Annotated in this window: 18 protein-coding genes and 1 tRNA gene; 4 read left to right on the top strand and 15 right to left on the bottom strand. The window is 40.4% G+C overall.

Features of this window, described 5'->3' with window-relative positions; all coding sequences use genetic code 11:
• Positions 1-7: 7 nt before the first annotated feature.
• Positions 8-2,860 (top strand): valine--tRNA ligase, encoded by a 2,853-nt coding sequence (locus KK487_RS03215; protein ID WP_128583174.1) that lies wholly within the window; start codon positions 8-10, stop codon positions 2,858-2,860.
• A 136-nt stretch (positions 2,861-2,996) separates the two neighbouring features.
• Here the strand turns inward: KK487_RS03215 and KK487_RS03210 are convergent, their stop codons facing one another.
• Positions 2,997-4,298, bottom strand: coding sequence for an outer membrane protein transport protein (locus KK487_RS03210; RefSeq protein WP_128583173.1), 1,302 nt, complete (start codon positions 4,296-4,298; stop codon positions 2,997-2,999).
• 282 nt (positions 4,299-4,580) lie between these two features.
• Here KK487_RS03210 and KK487_RS03205 point away from each other — a divergent pair, with 282 nt between their 5' ends.
• Positions 4,581-4,901: a hypothetical protein gene (locus KK487_RS03205; RefSeq protein ID WP_164907907.1), complete on the top strand. Its 321-nt coding sequence runs from the start codon at positions 4,581-4,583 to the stop codon at positions 4,899-4,901.
• Here KK487_RS03205 and KK487_RS03200 read toward each other — a convergent pair.
• Positions 4,861-6,078, bottom strand: a complete 1,218-nt coding sequence (locus tag KK487_RS03200) for a cyclic di-GMP phosphodiesterase (RefSeq protein WP_013464161.1) — start codon at positions 6,076-6,078, stop codon at positions 4,861-4,863. The two genes, KK487_RS03205 and KK487_RS03200, sit on opposite strands and share 41 nt — an antisense overlap.
• A 284-nt stretch (positions 6,079-6,362) precedes the next feature.
• A tRNA-Arg gene (locus KK487_RS03195) sits at positions 6,363-6,437 on the bottom strand.
• Between the two features lie 237 nt (positions 6,438-6,674).
• On the opposite strand from KK487_RS03195, the gene KK487_RS03190 reads away from it, so the two are divergent.
• Positions 6,675-6,857, top strand: coding sequence for a hypothetical protein (locus KK487_RS03190; protein ID WP_008110377.1), 183 nt, complete (start codon positions 6,675-6,677; stop codon positions 6,855-6,857).
• Here the strand turns inward: KK487_RS03190 and KK487_RS03185 are convergent.
• The 3 genes from KK487_RS03185 to KK487_RS03175 are packed head-to-tail and all read right to left on the bottom strand — an operon-like array spanning position 6,854 to position 8,566.
• Entirely contained in the window at positions 6,854-7,657 is an 804-nt protein-coding gene (locus KK487_RS03185; protein WP_128583172.1) for a phosphotransferase family protein, read from the bottom strand. The two genes, KK487_RS03190 and KK487_RS03185, sit on opposite strands and share 4 nt — an antisense overlap.
• A gap of 3 nt (positions 7,658-7,660) precedes the next feature.
• Positions 7,661-8,284, bottom strand: coding sequence for a nicotinamide riboside transporter PnuC (gene pnuC, locus KK487_RS03180; protein ID WP_076922065.1), 624 nt, complete (start codon positions 8,282-8,284; stop codon positions 7,661-7,663).
• 30 nt (positions 8,285-8,314) lie between these two features.
• Positions 8,315-8,566, bottom strand: a complete 252-nt coding sequence (locus KK487_RS03175; RefSeq protein WP_008110382.1) for a hypothetical protein — start codon at positions 8,564-8,566, stop codon at positions 8,315-8,317.
• A gap of 100 nt (positions 8,567-8,666) precedes the next feature.
• On the opposite strand from KK487_RS03175, the gene KK487_RS03170 reads away from it, so the two are divergent.
• Positions 8,667-8,906, top strand: a complete 240-nt coding sequence (locus tag KK487_RS03170; protein ID WP_004588463.1) for a DUF2960 domain-containing protein — start codon at positions 8,667-8,669, stop codon at positions 8,904-8,906.
• Between the two features lie 70 nt (positions 8,907-8,976).
• Here KK487_RS03170 and alr read toward each other — a convergent pair whose 3' ends face one another.
• The 9 genes from alr to rpsF form a co-directional block, all read right to left on the bottom strand.
• Positions 8,977-10,056, bottom strand: a complete 1,080-nt coding sequence (alr, locus tag KK487_RS03165; protein ID WP_013464157.1) for an alanine racemase — start codon at positions 10,054-10,056, stop codon at positions 8,977-8,979.
• Positions 10,056-11,435 carry a replicative DNA helicase gene (gene dnaB, locus KK487_RS03160; RefSeq protein WP_016900130.1) on the bottom strand — a complete coding sequence of 460 codons (1,380 nt, stop codon included), beginning with the start codon at positions 11,433-11,435 and terminating at the stop codon, positions 10,056-10,058. Before dnaB ends, alr begins: the two co-directional genes overlap by 1 nt.
• 112 nt (positions 11,436-11,547) lie before the next feature.
• Positions 11,548-12,486: a DUF4097 family beta strand repeat-containing protein gene (locus KK487_RS03155; RefSeq protein ID WP_024601519.1), complete on the bottom strand. Its 939-nt coding sequence runs from the start codon at positions 12,484-12,486 to the stop codon at positions 11,548-11,550.
• A gap of 9 nt (positions 12,487-12,495) precedes the next feature.
• A complete protein-coding gene (locus KK487_RS03150; RefSeq protein ID WP_016900128.1) occupies positions 12,496-12,975 on the bottom strand; it encodes a hypothetical protein in 480 nt (159 codons plus the stop codon).
• Positions 12,968-13,519: an RNA polymerase sigma factor gene (locus KK487_RS03145; RefSeq protein ID WP_024601518.1), complete on the bottom strand. Its 552-nt coding sequence runs from the start codon at positions 13,517-13,519 to the stop codon at positions 12,968-12,970. The genes KK487_RS03150 and KK487_RS03145 overlap by 8 nt, the downstream gene beginning before the upstream one ends.
• Positions 13,520-13,743: 224 nt before the next feature.
• The gene (gene rplI, locus KK487_RS03140) at positions 13,744-14,196 is read right to left on the bottom strand and encodes a 50S ribosomal protein L9 (RefSeq protein WP_008110407.1); all 453 of its coding nucleotides are present in this window, start codon (positions 14,194-14,196) and stop codon (positions 13,744-13,746) included.
• A 36-nt stretch (positions 14,197-14,232) separates the two neighbouring features.
• Entirely contained in the window at positions 14,233-14,460 is a 228-nt protein-coding gene (rpsR, locus tag KK487_RS03135) for a 30S ribosomal protein S18 (protein ID WP_002962753.1), read from the bottom strand.
• Between the two features lie 12 nt (positions 14,461-14,472).
• The gene (gene priB / locus KK487_RS03130) at positions 14,473-14,790 is read right to left on the bottom strand and encodes a primosomal replication protein N (protein WP_008466122.1); all 318 of its coding nucleotides are present in this window, start codon (positions 14,788-14,790) and stop codon (positions 14,473-14,475) included.
• A 43-nt stretch (positions 14,791-14,833) separates the two neighbouring features.
• Entirely contained in the window at positions 14,834-15,175 is a 342-nt protein-coding gene (gene rpsF, locus KK487_RS03125; protein ID WP_008110420.1) for a 30S ribosomal protein S6, read from the bottom strand.
• Between the last annotated feature and the right edge of the window lie 70 nt (positions 15,176-15,245).

Below are 15,245 nucleotides of genomic sequence, written 5' to 3'. Positions count from 1 at the left end.
CTGTGTAATGGATAAAACCTACAATCCGCAAGATATTGAACAGTCTCTCTATCAAGACTGGGAACAAAAAGGCTACTTTAAGCCATCGGGCCAAGGCACCCCATATTCAATTATGATCCCGCCGCCAAATGTCACGGGTAGCTTACACATGGGCCACGCTTTCCAAGATACTATCATGGATACCTTAACACGCTTTAAACGTATGCAAGGTAACAATACGTTGTGGCAAGTAGGTACTGACCACGCAGGTATTGCCACACAAATGCTAGTAGAGCGTAAGCTTGCGGCAGAAGAAGGTAAAACACGCCACGATTTAGGCCGTGATGCATTCATCGATAAAATTTGGGAATGGAAAAACGAGTCTGGTGGCACGATTACCAAACAACTTCGTCGCCTTGGTGCTTCTGTTGATTGGGACCGTGAACGCTTTACCATGGACGATGGCCTATCAGAAGCTGTTAAAGAAGTATTTGTACGCCTTCATAAAGAAAACCTAATTTACCGTGGTAAACGCCTAGTAAACTGGGATCCAAAATTACACACTGCGATTTCTGATCTTGAAGTTGAAAACAAAGACAAACAAGGCCACATGTGGAACTTACGTTATCCACTTGCTGATGGCGTAACTACACAAGACGGTAAAGACTACATTGTTGTAGCCACTACGCGCCCAGAAACCATGTTAGGTGACTCAGGTGTGGCAGTAAACCCCGATGACGAGCGCTATCAAGACCTAATCGGTAAAGAGATTTTACTACCGATTGTTAATCGTCGTATTAAAATTGTTGCCGATGAACATGCCGATAAAGACAAAGGTACGGGTTGTGTAAAAATAACCCCTGCGCACGACTTTAACGATAACGAAGTAGGCAAGCGCCACCAGATGCCGATGATTAATATCTTCGATAAAGACGCGGCTATTTTAACTCAAGGTGAAACCTACACCTTTGACGGCAAAGAACTTGAATTTGACGCGCCAATTCCTGAGCGCTTACATGGCCTTGACCGTTTTGACGCACGTAAAGCGATTGTTGCTGAATTTGAAGAGCTCGGTCTACTTGAAAAAATTGAAGACCATGGCTTAACCGTTCCTTACGGAGATCGCTCTGGTGTTGTTATTGAACCACTACTTACTGACCAATGGTATGTACGTGTTGCACCACTTGCTGAACCTGCAAAAGACGCAGTTAAAAACGGCGACATCCAATTTGTACCTAAGCAATACGAAAACATGTACTTTTCGTGGATGAACGACGTACAAGATTGGTGTATTTCACGCCAGCTTTGGTGGGGTCACCGTATTCCAGCTTGGTACGACAGCGAAGGTAACGTATACGTTGGTCGTGATGAAGCAGAAGTACGTCGCGATAACAACATTGCAGATAGCGTAGCACTAAGCCAAGACGAAGACGTTCTTGATACCTGGTTTTCATCTGCACTTTGGACATTCTCAACTCAAGGTTGGCCAGAAAATACTGATGACTTAAAAACTTTCCACCCATCTGACGTGTTGGTAACCGGTTTTGATATCATTTTCTTCTGGGTTGCACGTATGATCATGATGACGCTGCACTTTATAAAAGATGAAAACGGCAAACCACAAGTGCCATTCAAAACCGTGTATGTAACTGGCTTAATACGTGACGATAACGGCGATAAAATGTCTAAGTCAAAAGGTAACGTACTTGACCCACTAGACATGATTGACGGCATTGGCCTTGAAGACTTAGTACAAAAGCGTACTGGTAACATGATGCAGCCTAAACTCGCCGCTAAGATTGAAAAAGATACCCGCAAAGTATTTGCAAATGGTATTGAAGCACACGGTACCGACGCACTGCGCTTTACCTTAGCTGCAATGGCATCAACCGGTCGTGATATCAACTGGGATATGAACCGTCTTGAAGGTTACCGTAACTTCTGTAATAAATTATGGAACGCAAGCCGTTACGTATTAATGAACACAGAAGAGCAAGACTGTGGCTTTAACGACAGTGAAAAACAGTACTCGTTAGCTGATCGTTGGATTTTAGGCCAATATGAAGCAACGGTTAAAACCTACACCGAGCATCTTGATAACTACCGTTTTGATTTAGCGGCGAACACGCTGTACGAATTCACCTGGAACCAGTTCTGTGACTGGTACTTAGAGCTGACTAAGCCGGTATTATTTAAAGGCAATGAAGCACAGCAGCGCGGTACACGTCATACCCTTATTACCGTACTTGAAAGCTTATTACGCTTAATGCACCCAATGATGCCTTACATCACTGAAACGATTTGGCAACGTGTTGCTCCACTTGCTGGCCTTGAAACAGCGGGTACCAGTATTATGGTTCAGGGCTTCCCTGTTTATAATCAAGCCAATGTTGATGCACAAGCAATGGACGATTTAGAGTGGGTTAAGCAATTCATTTTAGCAATTCGTAATATCCGTGGTGAAATGGATATCAGCCCAAGCAAGCCGTTATCAGTGTTACTAGCCAATGCATCGAGCGACGATGTGCGCCGTATTAACGAGAATGAATCATTCCTAGCGTCATTAGCTAAGCTTGAAGCGTTTACCCTGCTTGAAAACAAAGACGATGCTCCAGCGTGTGCGACCTCTTATGTTGGCAATCTTGAGATTATGATCCCAATGGCGGGCTTAATTGACGTTGAAGCCGAGCTTGCACGAATTAACAAGCAACTTGAAAAAGCAGAAAAAGGGCTAGACCAAGTGCAAAATAAACTCGCTAACGAAAAGTTTGTTAACAACGCACCTGAAGCCGTACTGGCTAAAGAAAACGCTAAGCTAGCTGAATTTACAGATGCTAAAACTAAGCTACTTGAGCAAAAAACGAAGATTGAAAGCTTATAATTAAACCGTTACGGATGGCTTATGCTATTCGTAAACAGTTAATTTATAAGTATAAAAAAAGCCGCTTACTTCATTTGAAGTAAGCGGCTTTTTTGTGTCTAGGCTCTAGGCTCTAGGCTCTAGGCTCTAGGCAGCATTAGAACGTGTAGTTGTACTGAGCGCCAACTAGTACAGCGTGACCTTTAGATTCAAAAGACCATTGCTGAGGTAAAGTGTCACTTTCTACTGTTTCAGTGAAAGTTTGTGTTTTACCACGTAATACGCTCACACCTAAATCAACATTCGAGTTTTTATCAATCGCGTAATTACCACCAAAAGAGAACCAAAAGCGGTCTGTATCAGGGATAGAAATTGATAGATGCTTCTGTGATACAGGCGACTCATCAAAGGCAAAACCAGCACGCAATAACAGGTTTTCGCTATATTGGTAATCAGCACCTATCGAGTAGCGCATTGCATCAGAGAAATCTTCTGTTTTTTCAAATGCGCTAAACTTATCACCCGTTGGACTCGTTACTTGCGCCTCTAACGAATCAAAGCTGCTCCAACCGGTCCATAGTACACTGTAGTGTAAGCCTAATTTCTCGTCTAACTGATGAGAGCCTGAGAACTCAGCAATTGCTGGTAATGTAATTTCAACAGAGCCCGGTAATTCAAGCTGTCCGTTTAATCCACCAGGAATAAATGAAGGTAGTTCATTCGAGTATTCACCTTCAAAAGTAATATCTGTTTCTGTACGGTAGTTAAAACCAAAGCGGCTATTTTCATCTAGCTGATACATTAAGCCAACGTTTAAGCCGTAGCCCATATCATCACCTTCAAGGTTAACCGCATCAGCACTTGCAGGAATAGAAGCAATAGCAGGGTTTACAGGAGGCACTACACCAAACTTACGGATAATCTTCGCTTCTGCATAAATTGCATTTAGACCAATACCAAAACTAAACTGCTCTGATACTTTATAAGCAACACTTGCGTTCATGTTTACAGTAACAATTTCAGTTTCACCGGCAATTTGGCCAGCTGCGTAATCATCGTTAAACTCAGTAGCAAGGCCAAAGTTAGAAAACGCGCCAAAACCAACCGATACTTTATCGTTTACAGGCATAGTGAAATAAGCAGCCGGAATAATCGCACTAGGAGCGATACTGTCATCATTTAATACGCTATTATCGAAACCATATCCGTTACCGGTTCCTTCTAAACTCACATCTGGAATTACAGCAATAGCTGCAACACTAAGTTGCTTCTCTTTAAACAACGTCATTAATGCTGGGTTACGTGCAACCACAGACGCATCGTCTGCTACAGACGCTTCACCTGCGTATGCGCGGCCTAAACCAGATACGTTTTGCTCAGCAAGCTGAAAAGCCGCTGCAAAAGTATCAGCTGAAACAAATGCCAGCGATGCCGCAATAAGAGTTTTAGTAAATTTCATTGTTGTGTCCTTAGCCAAACTTACTGTTTGGATAGCTATGTGTGTTGTTATTAGAGTTTCAAACCTGCGTACCCTACCTTAATTTTTTATAAAAAACCTTACTAAAACGTTAAAAAAAGCCAAAAAACACGTTTTTTAACGACAATTTAACAACTATTTAAAACTCATCGGACAAGAAGTGTGGTATTAGAGTATATACTCTAATGAGATTAATTCTTATTTGCATTGACTTAAAATACTTTGCAATTTACACTGCAATTAAAATCACAAAGGGAGAAAACTGTGATCATTTTACTTATTCTTGCTGGGCTTATTTTTTGCGGCATTAGTGTTTATTTCTTTTATAAGGCAAATTATTGCGCGTGTACGCGTGCTGGGAAATGTGACAATCCTGTCAATCAATATTGGCTCGCAGCCATTGCCATGGCGATTATTTCTTTGGTTTTTTGTTGCTTAGCGCTGCATGTAGAATTAGGCACATTACTGTGGTTAACGCTGATAGGAAGTTGTTTTTTGGGTGGCTATATTTCTGTTAAAACAAACGAAAAAAGAAGATGTAACGCTAAAGCAGTAAATGCTCTTTTAAAAGCCGAGGCAAATTAATCTTATAATCAGCAGGTTTAACACTTGCCTGTATTTTTATCTCGTTATTATTTAAGCTTAAATCTATATCTTTTGCGGTAACATGATGGTTATGTTTAGCGTTGTAAAAAAGCTTCACTTTAGGTTTGATAGGGTTTGAATGATTGCCCTCTAGCACCAACGCTAATCGCTCATTGGTTAACTTAACAATAGTTCCTACTGGGTGTACACCTAAACACTTAATAAATAACTGTACTAACTCTGCATCAAACAGCTGTTTGTTAGCTAACAAATAGCGAAGCGCATTAATTGGCTCATCACCCTCTTGATGCGGTCTATCTGCTGTCAATGCATCGTATACGTCTACAATCGCAATGATCCGAGCTGGGCGGCTTAATTTGCTTCCATCTACACCTCTTGGATAGCCTGAACCATCAAGACGCTCATGATGATTTACAATCATATCAAGCATTAAAGGCGTAATACCTTTTCCGCCTTTTAACAATCCTAAGCTTTGTGCGACATGCTTTTTTATTGCCGTCATTTCGTTACCTGTGACTTTTCCTGGTTTGGAAAATATCCCTTGCGGTAACTTAGCCTGACCTAAGTCATGCATTAAAGCCCCCATTGCAAGCTCTTGCACAACAGCGCGTTTATAACCTAAGTATTTAGCAAACACCGCTGTAAAAATGGTGCAGTTGATCATATGACGCCAGTTGTAACTGTGCTTATCTTTGATCCGAGTTAAAATAGTCATAGCGTGTTCATTACGAAATACAGAGCTCACTATTTCATTACTTATTTCATTGAGCGCTTCAATATTAAGTGACAAACCTGATGTTAAATCACCAAAAATACTTTGTAGTTTTCTGTTGTGCGCATCATAACTCACACTGGCTTTTGCAAACTCTTGCTCTAAGCTTATAGCAACCTTTGCCTTAACTGGCTTATCTTGCTTAGCTACAGGAGCTTGTGGTTTTTGTTTTTCTTTGTATTTAGCTGGTACGGCGACATCACTTTTTGTAAAGTCGATGAGAAGCTCAAGCACCCCTTCGGTAATTAAACGCTGAATGATTGATTTATCACGAACCAAACCACTGGTTTTAATTTTTATGCCATCCACACTCTCCTGCTGCTTAGTAACGCTATTTACGTACATGCCTGGAACGAGTTCTGATATAGGTAAGGTGATTAGCATAAAAATGAGGGTTTCTATAATTAATGAATATATACTTTAAATAGCATTATTTAGCTATAAAAGTCTAGCTTTTGAGTTCAGGGTAATAATAAATGATTAACATCAATAATTATACGCGCTAGCAAGAATAAACCATAAGCTCATCAATGAATATACGCCTAAAGGTATAAAATAGATTGCTACATATTTTATTATCAAAAATTAAATAATGTAAGGCAGCGGACTAATTTAAATAATTGTAGGTATTTTGAGGAAGAAACAGGAAATGATACTTTAAACGCAAATGGCGCTCTCGGTAGGGATCGAACCTACAACTTAGCCTCCGGAGGGCCACGTGATATCCATTTCACCACGAGAGCACATTTGTTGCCGCCACATCAACTCGCGATATCAATGCTTTAGCATGCGCAATAATAAAGGCATCTTTGTATAAATGCCAGCATGATTCGTTTACATGTCTATAATTTAAACTAATCACTTCACAAAAGGTAAAAAAAGCGCTATTTGTTTATATTCTATAAAAAAACAGTAACGCTTTAGACACATATTATCTATTATTGTCACTGAACGGAAAGATTAAACACGAGGAAGTAATTATGAAGTTAATGTCAACAGAGCAAGTTGCTGAATTTTTAGGTGTAAAAGCAGAGCGCGTTAAACGCCTTGCTCGAGAAAGCCTATTAATCGCTAAATCAGAAGATGATAACGGCGAAATGCAATTTGACGCTGATGAAGTAGCAAAATACAAAGAGCTTGCGGAACGCTTTGGCGGACTTTAACCCTCCATTAAAGCAATAAGCTCGTCCAGTTGCGCGCGCAATACAACAACCTGATTGTTTATAGCGCGTTGCTCATACCAACCTATACATAACAGTAAGTAAACTAACTGATAGCAATTGAGTTTATGCATAGATAAATAAAATTGTTCTGATAGGGTGTGCGTTTTGTAATTGTTAAGCAGAGCCTGCTTGCCTGAAGCATCTAATTTAAAACTAACCGCTAACGCAGCAAGATCAAAATACACATCATTTGCTTGAGCATACTCAAAATCGATTAAATAAACGCCTTGCGGGTTTACCACGATATTTTCTTTGACTAAGTCGTTATGGCAAAAGCCGCTATCTACGGGCATGTTGGCTATGCTTTTTAATGTCTTGTTTATGAGCTTTTCATACTGTTTAAACACTAATAAATGCTGATAGGCTTGCAATTCCAAAGCTATATTCATTGCCTCATTATTAGTTGTATACGCATGTAGCTTAACAAGTTTAGTCAGTAGCGGCATCGCCAAATAAGACTGAGCGACGTCGCCATCAATATAGTTAAAAGCTGCGCGCTTATTTTGCTTATCAAGCCAGATGGGAGCAGAGCAAACTTGTTGTTTACTGAGCTCATATTGGGCATGTAACCCTACTTGTGGCCAATACGCTTTATAACACTTTAATAAATAAGCTTGGCTGTCAGTACGGATCAAAAAGTTATCGTTGCTTAAACCGTTAACCAAATACTCTGTTGAGGTTATTGTGCTCGGTACTAAAAACGCGCTACAAATATTAACTAACTGAGAATGCTGATTCATAGATTAAAGTTGCGCCATGGGCTTGGCTTGGCTTTGCTCGTATTCTTCGTACCACGTTTTAAATCCCCATGCTGCCATAACGGTATAAAATACAAATAAAACAAGGGTTGGGTAATAGCCTTTTTCGTAGTATAAATACATAGAGGCCGCATCAATGACTATCCAATAGAGCCAATTTTCTAGTACTTTTTTAGCTACCAGATACGTAGTAACCACAGCAAAGCAAGTTGTGAAACTATCAAGATACGCAAAATCTGCATGCGTATAGTTTTGCATTACATAGCCAATTGCTAATGACACTAATGCAGTCAGTACAATTAAAATAATATGTCGGTTTACCGGCCAGGATGTAATTAGTCGCTGCGCTTGATTAGCCTTGCCTTTGCGCCACACGACCCAACCAAACACCGCCATATACATATAATAAAAGTTTAGTAACGACTCCATTAGCAGCGCGCCATTCCAATACATAATGGTATAAATAAGCGTACTAAAAAAAGCCGCAGGCCAGCACCATAAGTTCTCTTTAATGGCCAGTAATAAATACGCCATCGACAAAGCAACCGCAATATATTCCCAATGCGACATAGCAGTAAAACCACTGAGTATTTGCGTTACAAAATCCATCATTATAAAACGACCGTGTTTGTTAAGAGGTTATTCGGGAGATAAATCGCCCGAAATAAATTTACACACAAATATAGCTTTACCAAATTGCTCATATGAATGTTTAATTTCTGTGCTGATCACTTGCATAACTAGGTCATAATCACCAAATATTTGGGTCGACATAGTATTAGTGATCACTTTGAGTTCTTCGTAGGCATTAACTCTGTCGATAAAGCCTTTAATAAAAGGAATGTAATCTTGGTGGAGCGGGTATTTACTGATCTCTACTGATAATTTCATTTCAAACTCACCTTTTTAATTATTTGATTTCAACTAATCATTCAACGCAACTTAAATACAGTGTAAAATTACACTAACACTCAATTTAAATGAGCTCATTATGGCACGCAGAATTACCTACACTTTTAAAAATCAACCGCGCGAAATTAACTTCGCCAAAGATAAATACCACGATATGTATCAGGCTATTGCGGCTGCCGAAGGTATCGATTTAACTAACTACTTAAACATGGTACGCCAAATTGAAATGACCTCTAAAGGGTCATCGGCTGTGCGTAACTTTCGTGATCAAGAATTTGCTCGCATGGGCTTTAGCGATATTTACTTTATAAAAGAGTAACGATACCGATTAAGTGAGCATCACGATCATTCTAGCAATGTAAACTTAATGGGTATTTTTAAAATAAATATTAGCGCTGGTACTCATAACTTACGCGCGGTGTAATATTACACAATAACTCGTAAGATATAGTATCAGCACATTGTGCAATTTCTTCTACCGGCAACTCAGGGCCCCACATTACTACCTCATCGCCGACTTTGATGCCATCAGCATTTTCACCAATATCAACACTGATCATATCCATAGAGATGTTGCCAGCAATACCATAACGTTTGCCAGCAATCACTACTGGGGTACCATGTTTAGCATGACGCGGATAACCATCACCATAGCCCATAGCAACCACTGCAAGCTTAGTTGGCTGAGCACTTTGCCAACTACCACCATAACCAACACCTTGCGCAGCATCAACATCGCGAATTGCAATGACCTTAGTGGTTAAACGCATCACCGGCTTAAGCTGATGATCTTTGCCTGAAGTGTTAAGCATTGGTGATACACCATACATCATCAAGCCTGGACGCACCCACTCGCCATGACCGGCAGGCCAAGCAATAATACCGGCCGAATTTGCTAAACAATGTGCTTGTTGTTTGCCTTGCACTAATGAATCAAACAAAGCAATTTGCTCAGCTGTTTTGGGATCATTAACATCATCGGCACTGGAAAAGTGCGTCATTAAATTGATTGTATCTTTAGCGTTATCAGTCGCTTGCAAGCGCTGATAAAAATCATTCAATTGCGTCGGTGCAACCCCTAAACGATGCATACCCGTATTAATTTTTAACCAGCAACTGATTGGTGCATCGAGCTTTGCATTTTCAAGTGCTCTGAGCTGGTTTTCATCATGGATTATGGTTTGAAAATTATTGGCTAATAAAATCGGCAAGTCATCTTGATGGAAAAAACCTTCCAACAACACAATAGGCTTGGTCAGCCCGCCTGCTCGCAGTGCGAGCGCTTCATCTATTCGTGCCACTGCAAATGCGTCGGCATCATTAAGGTGCTGCGCTATTTTTACTAAACCATGGCCATAAGCATTGGCTTTTAATACCGCCATAACTTTACTGTTAGGCGCAAACTGTCGCACTTGCGCTAAATTATGAGCAAGTGCTTGTAAGTTAATTTCGGCAATAGCTAAGCGCATTAGTAATCATCATCTACAGCAGGCCCCGCGTAATTATCAAAGCGAGAGAATTGACCTTGGAAGGTTAGGCGCACTTTACCAATCGGACCGTTACGCTGTTTACCGATGATAATTTCTGCAACACCTTTATCAGTACTGTCTTCGTTGTATACTTCGTCACGATAAATAAACATGATTAAATCGGCATCTTGCTCAATAGAGCCCGACTCACGCAAATCTGAGTTAATTGGGCGTTTATCAGCACGTTGCTCTAGGGTACGGTTAAGCTGCGATAGTGCAACAACCGGACACTGTAATTCTTTTGCTAATGCTTTAAGTGAACGTGAAATTTCGGCAATTTCTAAGGTACGATTATCTGACAAGCTAGGTACGCGCATTAATTGTAGGTAATCGACCATGATCATACTAATACCACCATGATCGCGGGCAATACGACGTGCACGTGAACGTACATCAGTGGGTGTTAAGCCTGAGGCGTCATCAACATACATTTTGCCTTTTTCCATGAGTAACCCCATGGTTGATGAAAGGCGCGCCCAGTCATCGTCATCTAGCTGACCAGTACGTACTTTGGTTTGGTTAATTCGGCCAAGGGACGCCAGCATCCTCATCATAATTTGTTCAGAGGGCATCTCTAGTGAGTAGATAAGTACAGGCTTGTCTTGGGTCATTGCTGCATGCTCAGCAAGGTTCATCGCAAAGGTAGTTTTACCCATCGATGGACGTGCTGCTACAATAATTAAATCTGAGGGCTGCAGACCAGTCGTCATTTTATCTAAATCAGCGTAACCTGTGCTTACACCGGTAACACCATCTTGTGGTGACTGATAAAGCTCTTCTATTTTATCAACGGTTTTTTCAAGTATGTTGTGAATGCTTTGCGGGCCATCACTACTTTTTGTACGTTGCTCAGCAATTTTAAATACTTTGCTCTCAGCAAAGTCGAGTAAATCGTGACTTGTGCGCCCTTCTGGGTTAAAGCCTGCCTCAGCAATTTCATTGGCGACACCAATCATTTCACGCACAACTGCACGTTCGCGTACAATGCTAGCGTAAGCATCAATATTAGCAGCACTTGGGGTGTTTTTAGCTATTTCGGCTAAATACGCAAAGCCACCAATCCCTGAAAGCTGATTATTTTTTTCTAAACTTTCAGAAATAGTAATTAAATCAATCGGATCGCCAATTTCAGCCAGTGCTGTCATTGCCTCAAAAATAAGCTTATGGGTACGGGTATAAAAGTCCTGTGACACAACAAGTTCAGCTACGCGATCAAATGCTTGATTATCAAGCATTAAACCACCTAAAACAGATTGTTCAGCTTCTATTGAATGGGGAGGAACTTTAAGAGTGTCGACTTGCTTATCTGGTTTGGCCATAACTTCACAGTACTAAAATTGAATGGCTCTATTCTATCGACTTGGCGGGGCTGTGCAAATAGCAAAGCAGGAAATCTTTCCTGCTTTTTGTAACTTAAAATAAAATGGATGATTATTGACGCTTAAGTCCAATCGTCCCACTTATGGTATTCATTTCTACACTGGCATCGGTGCCATTAGTATTAAACTTAATTCCACTTGCTGGGCCATATTTGGCTTTTTGCACTTGGTCGCTCGTTAGCTGGTTGTCAATTTTACCGCCGGCATGGGCTTGCACTTCAAATTGTGCCGATAAATCAGCTGGAAAGTAAAACTCAGCATTGCCACTTACAGATTCAAAACTTACATCAGCATCACTTAAAAGGCGATTAATACGCACTTCAACTTCGCCATTTACAGTGCTTATTTGTAACTCTTTGATTGCATCGAAGGTAAGATTGATATCACCGTTTACGTTTTCTAAGCGAATATCATTGGCAGTCGAGTTTGATTTTATATTCCCATTAACCGCATTAAAACGAACTTCTCCGTTAGATTGCTGATCATCAATTGCGCCATTTACAGTTTCAAATTGCACTTTACCACTGAGGTTTTTTGCGTTGATGTCACCGTTAACACTAGTAAGCTTAATATCGCCGTTAAGATCATTTACTGTAATGGCGCCATTGACTACATCAATTTCAGTGCCTCTTTTTAACTCTTTTGCAGTTACCGAAGCGTTAACCCCAACATACTCCAGCGCACTGCTTTGCGGCATGAAAATAGTTAGCGTTGAGCCATTATTGTTATTATCCCAGTTTGAAAGATCAGGCATTTTTACAATAAACTGAGTTTTATTACCCTGTGTTTTAAGAGTGTAGCCTTGTGCTTTATCATCAAGCTCGCCGCTCACTTTAAATTGATTTTTCTCCCAGCCCATAATATTTACATTGCCGCGCTGATTTTCTATATGAATAACGCCACCGTTTGGTACTTCAATTTGTTGTTCTATTTTTTCACCGGCAAATACAGCCATTGGTAATAAAGCGATTCCAAGTATTATTGCTTTCATTTATTTCTCCTAGATTTGTTGCCAACGCGGTGCATGCACCTTGTTAATTAAGTCGAGCTGTTGTTGATATACTTGCGCTAACATAGACAGTAGCGCCTTATTTTGTGGTTCATTTTCAAGTGTTTGCTTTATAGCCTGCTCAGCATCTTCAAGTTCTTGTAGCTGCACTTGCCAGTTATCTGTTAGTGCCGCTTGGCTTTGGTATTGAACAAGTAAACTTTGTTTTTGCTTAGTAAAAAAATCACTCATCGCCACAGCGGTATTTGTCTCTGGAGATGTAAAAAACACCATAGTGCTAACCAAAGCAGCCACACAACATGCCGCAATAGCAGTTAGCTTCGGCCAAACTACACTCTTAACTGTACTTGCCTGCTTATTAGTCATTATGGCGCGCTCAATCCCATCCCAGAGCTCTTTATCGGGTGTTATATTTTTATTTAATTGTGTTAGCGACTCATTTAAGTAGTCATCAAAATTTGTTTTACTCATTTTCGTACCACTGTTTTAATAATTGCCTTGCACGATGATATTGCGCCTTACTAGAGCCTACAGCCATGCCTAGCAAGGTTGCTATTTCTTCATGCCTATAACCTTCAACGGCATACAGTACAAATACCATTCTTGCGCGCTCAGGCAGCCTAACGATTAATTTATCTAAGCTATTTAAGCCATTGCAGTCATTTGCAGATTGCTCATCCATACCGCTTTGTTCAAAGCTAATAACTTTATTAAGCCAATGTTTTTGCTTACGCACATAGCTAATAGCAATATTACTGGTGACACTGTAAAGCCAGGTAGAAAATTGCGAACGCCCATCAAATTGCGCTATTTTGTGCCATACCTGTACAAATACTTCTTGAGTTGCATCTTGCGCATGCCCCTCATCGGCAATTAGCCTCAGGCATAAGCCATAAACTTTTGCTTTATGCATGTCATAGAGCGCTTTATAGGCTAACTGGTCGCCGTTTTTAACTTGATCAATAAGCATTTGCTGCACTTGATCAGTTATTGGCTGATTAGCGTCCATTAACATCGCAAATTTTTCCTGTTTATAATTATGTAATTGCAATTTAACTTATTAGACGCGAGGAGAAATAGAAAGGTTTAAATGAAATAAAATTTTTTTTGAAAATAAAGGTTTAACTTAGAAAAGTGTTTGATTTAATCCACAACAAACAATTTATTACTTTGGGTTATAAATTTTAGATACAAAAAAACCGTGCAAAGCACGGTTTTTTTTTAACTTAATTTTAAAAATTAAGCTTCAGCAATAACGATTACTTTAATAGTAGCTGTTACGTCTGAGTGTACTGCGATTGCAACGTCAAATTCGCCAGTCTCACGGATAGTACCTAGAGGTAAACGAACTTCTGATTTAGCAACTTCAACACCAACAGCTGAGATAGCGTCAGCGATGTCACGAGTACCGATTGAACCGAATAATTTACCTTCGTCACCAGCTTTAGATACTAATGTAACTTCTGCTAATGCTTCAAGTTTGTCAGCGCGTGCTTGTGCTGCAGTTAACTGTTCAGCGATTTTTGCTTCTAGTTCTGCGCGACGTGCGTCAAACGTTTCAATGTTTGCTTTAGTTGCAGGAACTGCCTTACCTTGTGGGAAAAGGAAGTTACGTGCGAAGCCAGATTTAACAACAACCTGGTCACCTAGGCCACCTAGGTTAGCGATCTTATCTAGTAGAATAACTTGCATGTTTCTACACCTTTTAAAAACGTGTTAATCCGCTGCTTACTTATGTAAGTCAGTGTATGGAAGAAGGGCTAAGTAGCGAGCACGCTTAATAGCAGTTGCTAGCTGGCGCTGGTATTTAGCGCTAGTACCTGTGATACGGCTAGGTACGATTTTGCCACTTTCTGTAACATAGTTTCTAAGAGTAGCTAGATCTTTGTAATCGATTTGTTGTACGCCTTCCGCTTTAAAGCGGCAGAACTTACGACGTCTGAAATAACGTGCCATGAGATTAATTCCTCAAATAATTCTTTCTATATGCTGAGCATGCAAAACCAATTGGCTAAGGCCGTTACGACCTTCGTGGCGATTTAAAAAACCACTCACTTGCAATGCCTGCCCAACGTGCAAATGTTGAGTCTGTTGTTGCATTTGCTTACCACTGGCAACTACCTGAAGCCTCACATAACTATTACGGTTAAGATCTGCTTCAACTTGCATTGATTTATGTTCTACAACAAAAATACAATGCGGTATGCCCGCGGGGCTTTGGCTAAACTTGGGTGTTTTACAAACAACCCCCGATATAACCAGCTGATTCGTATATGGGCTAACCATTATAGTAACTGCTGACTACGTGCCATGCTAGGACTCAAAACAATTAAGCAGCTGGTGCTTCTTTCTTCTCTTCTCTTACAAGAGGAGACGCTTCAGTTACAGCGTTTTTAGTACGCATAACTAAGTTACGAAGCACTGCATCGTTGTAGCGGAAAGTAGTTTCTAGCTCGCTGATTACTTCAGTTGGTGCTTCAACGTTCATAAGAACATAATGAGCTTTATGAAGCTTGTTGATTGGGTAAGCCAGTTGACGACGGCCCCAGTCTTCAAGACGGTGGATAGTACCACCTGCTTCAGTGATAGAACCAGTATAACGTTCGATCATACCAGATACTTGCTCACTCTGATCAGGGTGAACCATGAATACGATTTCGTAATGACGCATGGATATTCCTTACGGTTAATAGAGCCTTCTACCGTTTCGGCCGGTCGGTTTAAGGCAAGGAATTAATAGT

Source organism: Pseudoalteromonas sp. SiA1, from assembly GCF_018732205.1.
GTDB lineage: Bacteria > Pseudomonadota > Gammaproteobacteria > Enterobacterales > Alteromonadaceae > Pseudoalteromonas > Pseudoalteromonas tetraodonis.
The sequence above is the reverse complement of the archived record's forward strand: the minus strand, read 5'-3'. Positions and strand labels throughout refer to the sequence as shown.

What these genes read in the sequence shown, in the direction of transcription:
- KK487_RS03215 (WP_128583174.1), top strand. Translation starts at nt 8, where the DNA reads ATGGATAAAACCTACAATCCGCAAGATATTGAACAGTCTCTCTATCAA.
- KK487_RS03210 (WP_128583173.1), bottom strand. Translation starts at nt 4,298, where the DNA reads ATGAAATTTACTAAAACTCTTATTGCGGCATCGCTGGCATTTGTTTCA.
- KK487_RS03200 (WP_013464161.1), bottom strand. Translation starts at nt 6,078, where the DNA reads ATGCTAATCACCTTACCTATATCAGAACTCGTTCCAGGCATGTACGTA.
- KK487_RS03190 (WP_008110377.1), top strand. Translation starts at nt 6,675, where the DNA reads ATGAAGTTAATGTCAACAGAGCAAGTTGCTGAATTTTTAGGTGTAAAA.
- KK487_RS03185 (WP_128583172.1), bottom strand. Translation starts at nt 7,657, where the DNA reads ATGAATCAGCATTCTCAGTTAGTTAATATTTGTAGCGCGTTTTTAGTA.
- pnuC (WP_076922065.1), bottom strand. Translation starts at nt 8,284, where the DNA reads ATGGATTTTGTAACGCAAATACTCAGTGGTTTTACTGCTATGTCGCAT.
- KK487_RS03175 (WP_008110382.1), bottom strand. Translation starts at nt 8,566, where the DNA reads ATGAAATTATCAGTAGAGATCAGTAAATACCCGCTCCACCAAGATTAC.
- KK487_RS03170 (WP_004588463.1), top strand. Translation starts at nt 8,667, where the DNA reads ATGGCACGCAGAATTACCTACACTTTTAAAAATCAACCGCGCGAAATT.
- alr (WP_013464157.1), bottom strand. Translation starts at nt 10,056, where the DNA reads ATGCGCTTAGCTATTGCCGAAATTAACTTACAAGCACTTGCTCATAAT.
- dnaB (WP_016900130.1), bottom strand. Translation starts at nt 11,435, where the DNA reads ATGGCCAAACCAGATAAGCAAGTCGACACTCTTAAAGTTCCTCCCCAT.
- KK487_RS03155 (WP_024601519.1), bottom strand. Translation starts at nt 12,486, where the DNA reads ATGAAAGCAATAATACTTGGAATCGCTTTATTACCAATGGCTGTATTT.
- KK487_RS03150 (WP_016900128.1), bottom strand. Translation starts at nt 12,975, where the DNA reads ATGAGTAAAACAAATTTTGATGACTACTTAAATGAGTCGCTAACACAA.
- KK487_RS03145 (WP_024601518.1), bottom strand. Translation starts at nt 13,519, where the DNA reads ATGTTAATGGACGCTAATCAGCCAATAACTGATCAAGTGCAGCAAATG.
- rplI (WP_008110407.1), bottom strand. Translation starts at nt 14,196, where the DNA reads ATGCAAGTTATTCTACTAGATAAGATCGCTAACCTAGGTGGCCTAGGT.
- rpsR (WP_002962753.1), bottom strand. Translation starts at nt 14,460, where the DNA reads ATGGCACGTTATTTCAGACGTCGTAAGTTCTGCCGCTTTAAAGCGGAA.
- priB (WP_008466122.1), bottom strand. Translation starts at nt 14,790, where the DNA reads ATGGTTAGCCCATATACGAATCAGCTGGTTATATCGGGGGTTGTTTGT.
- rpsF (WP_008110420.1), bottom strand. Translation starts at nt 15,175, where the DNA reads ATGCGTCATTACGAAATCGTATTCATGGTTCACCCTGATCAGAGTGAG.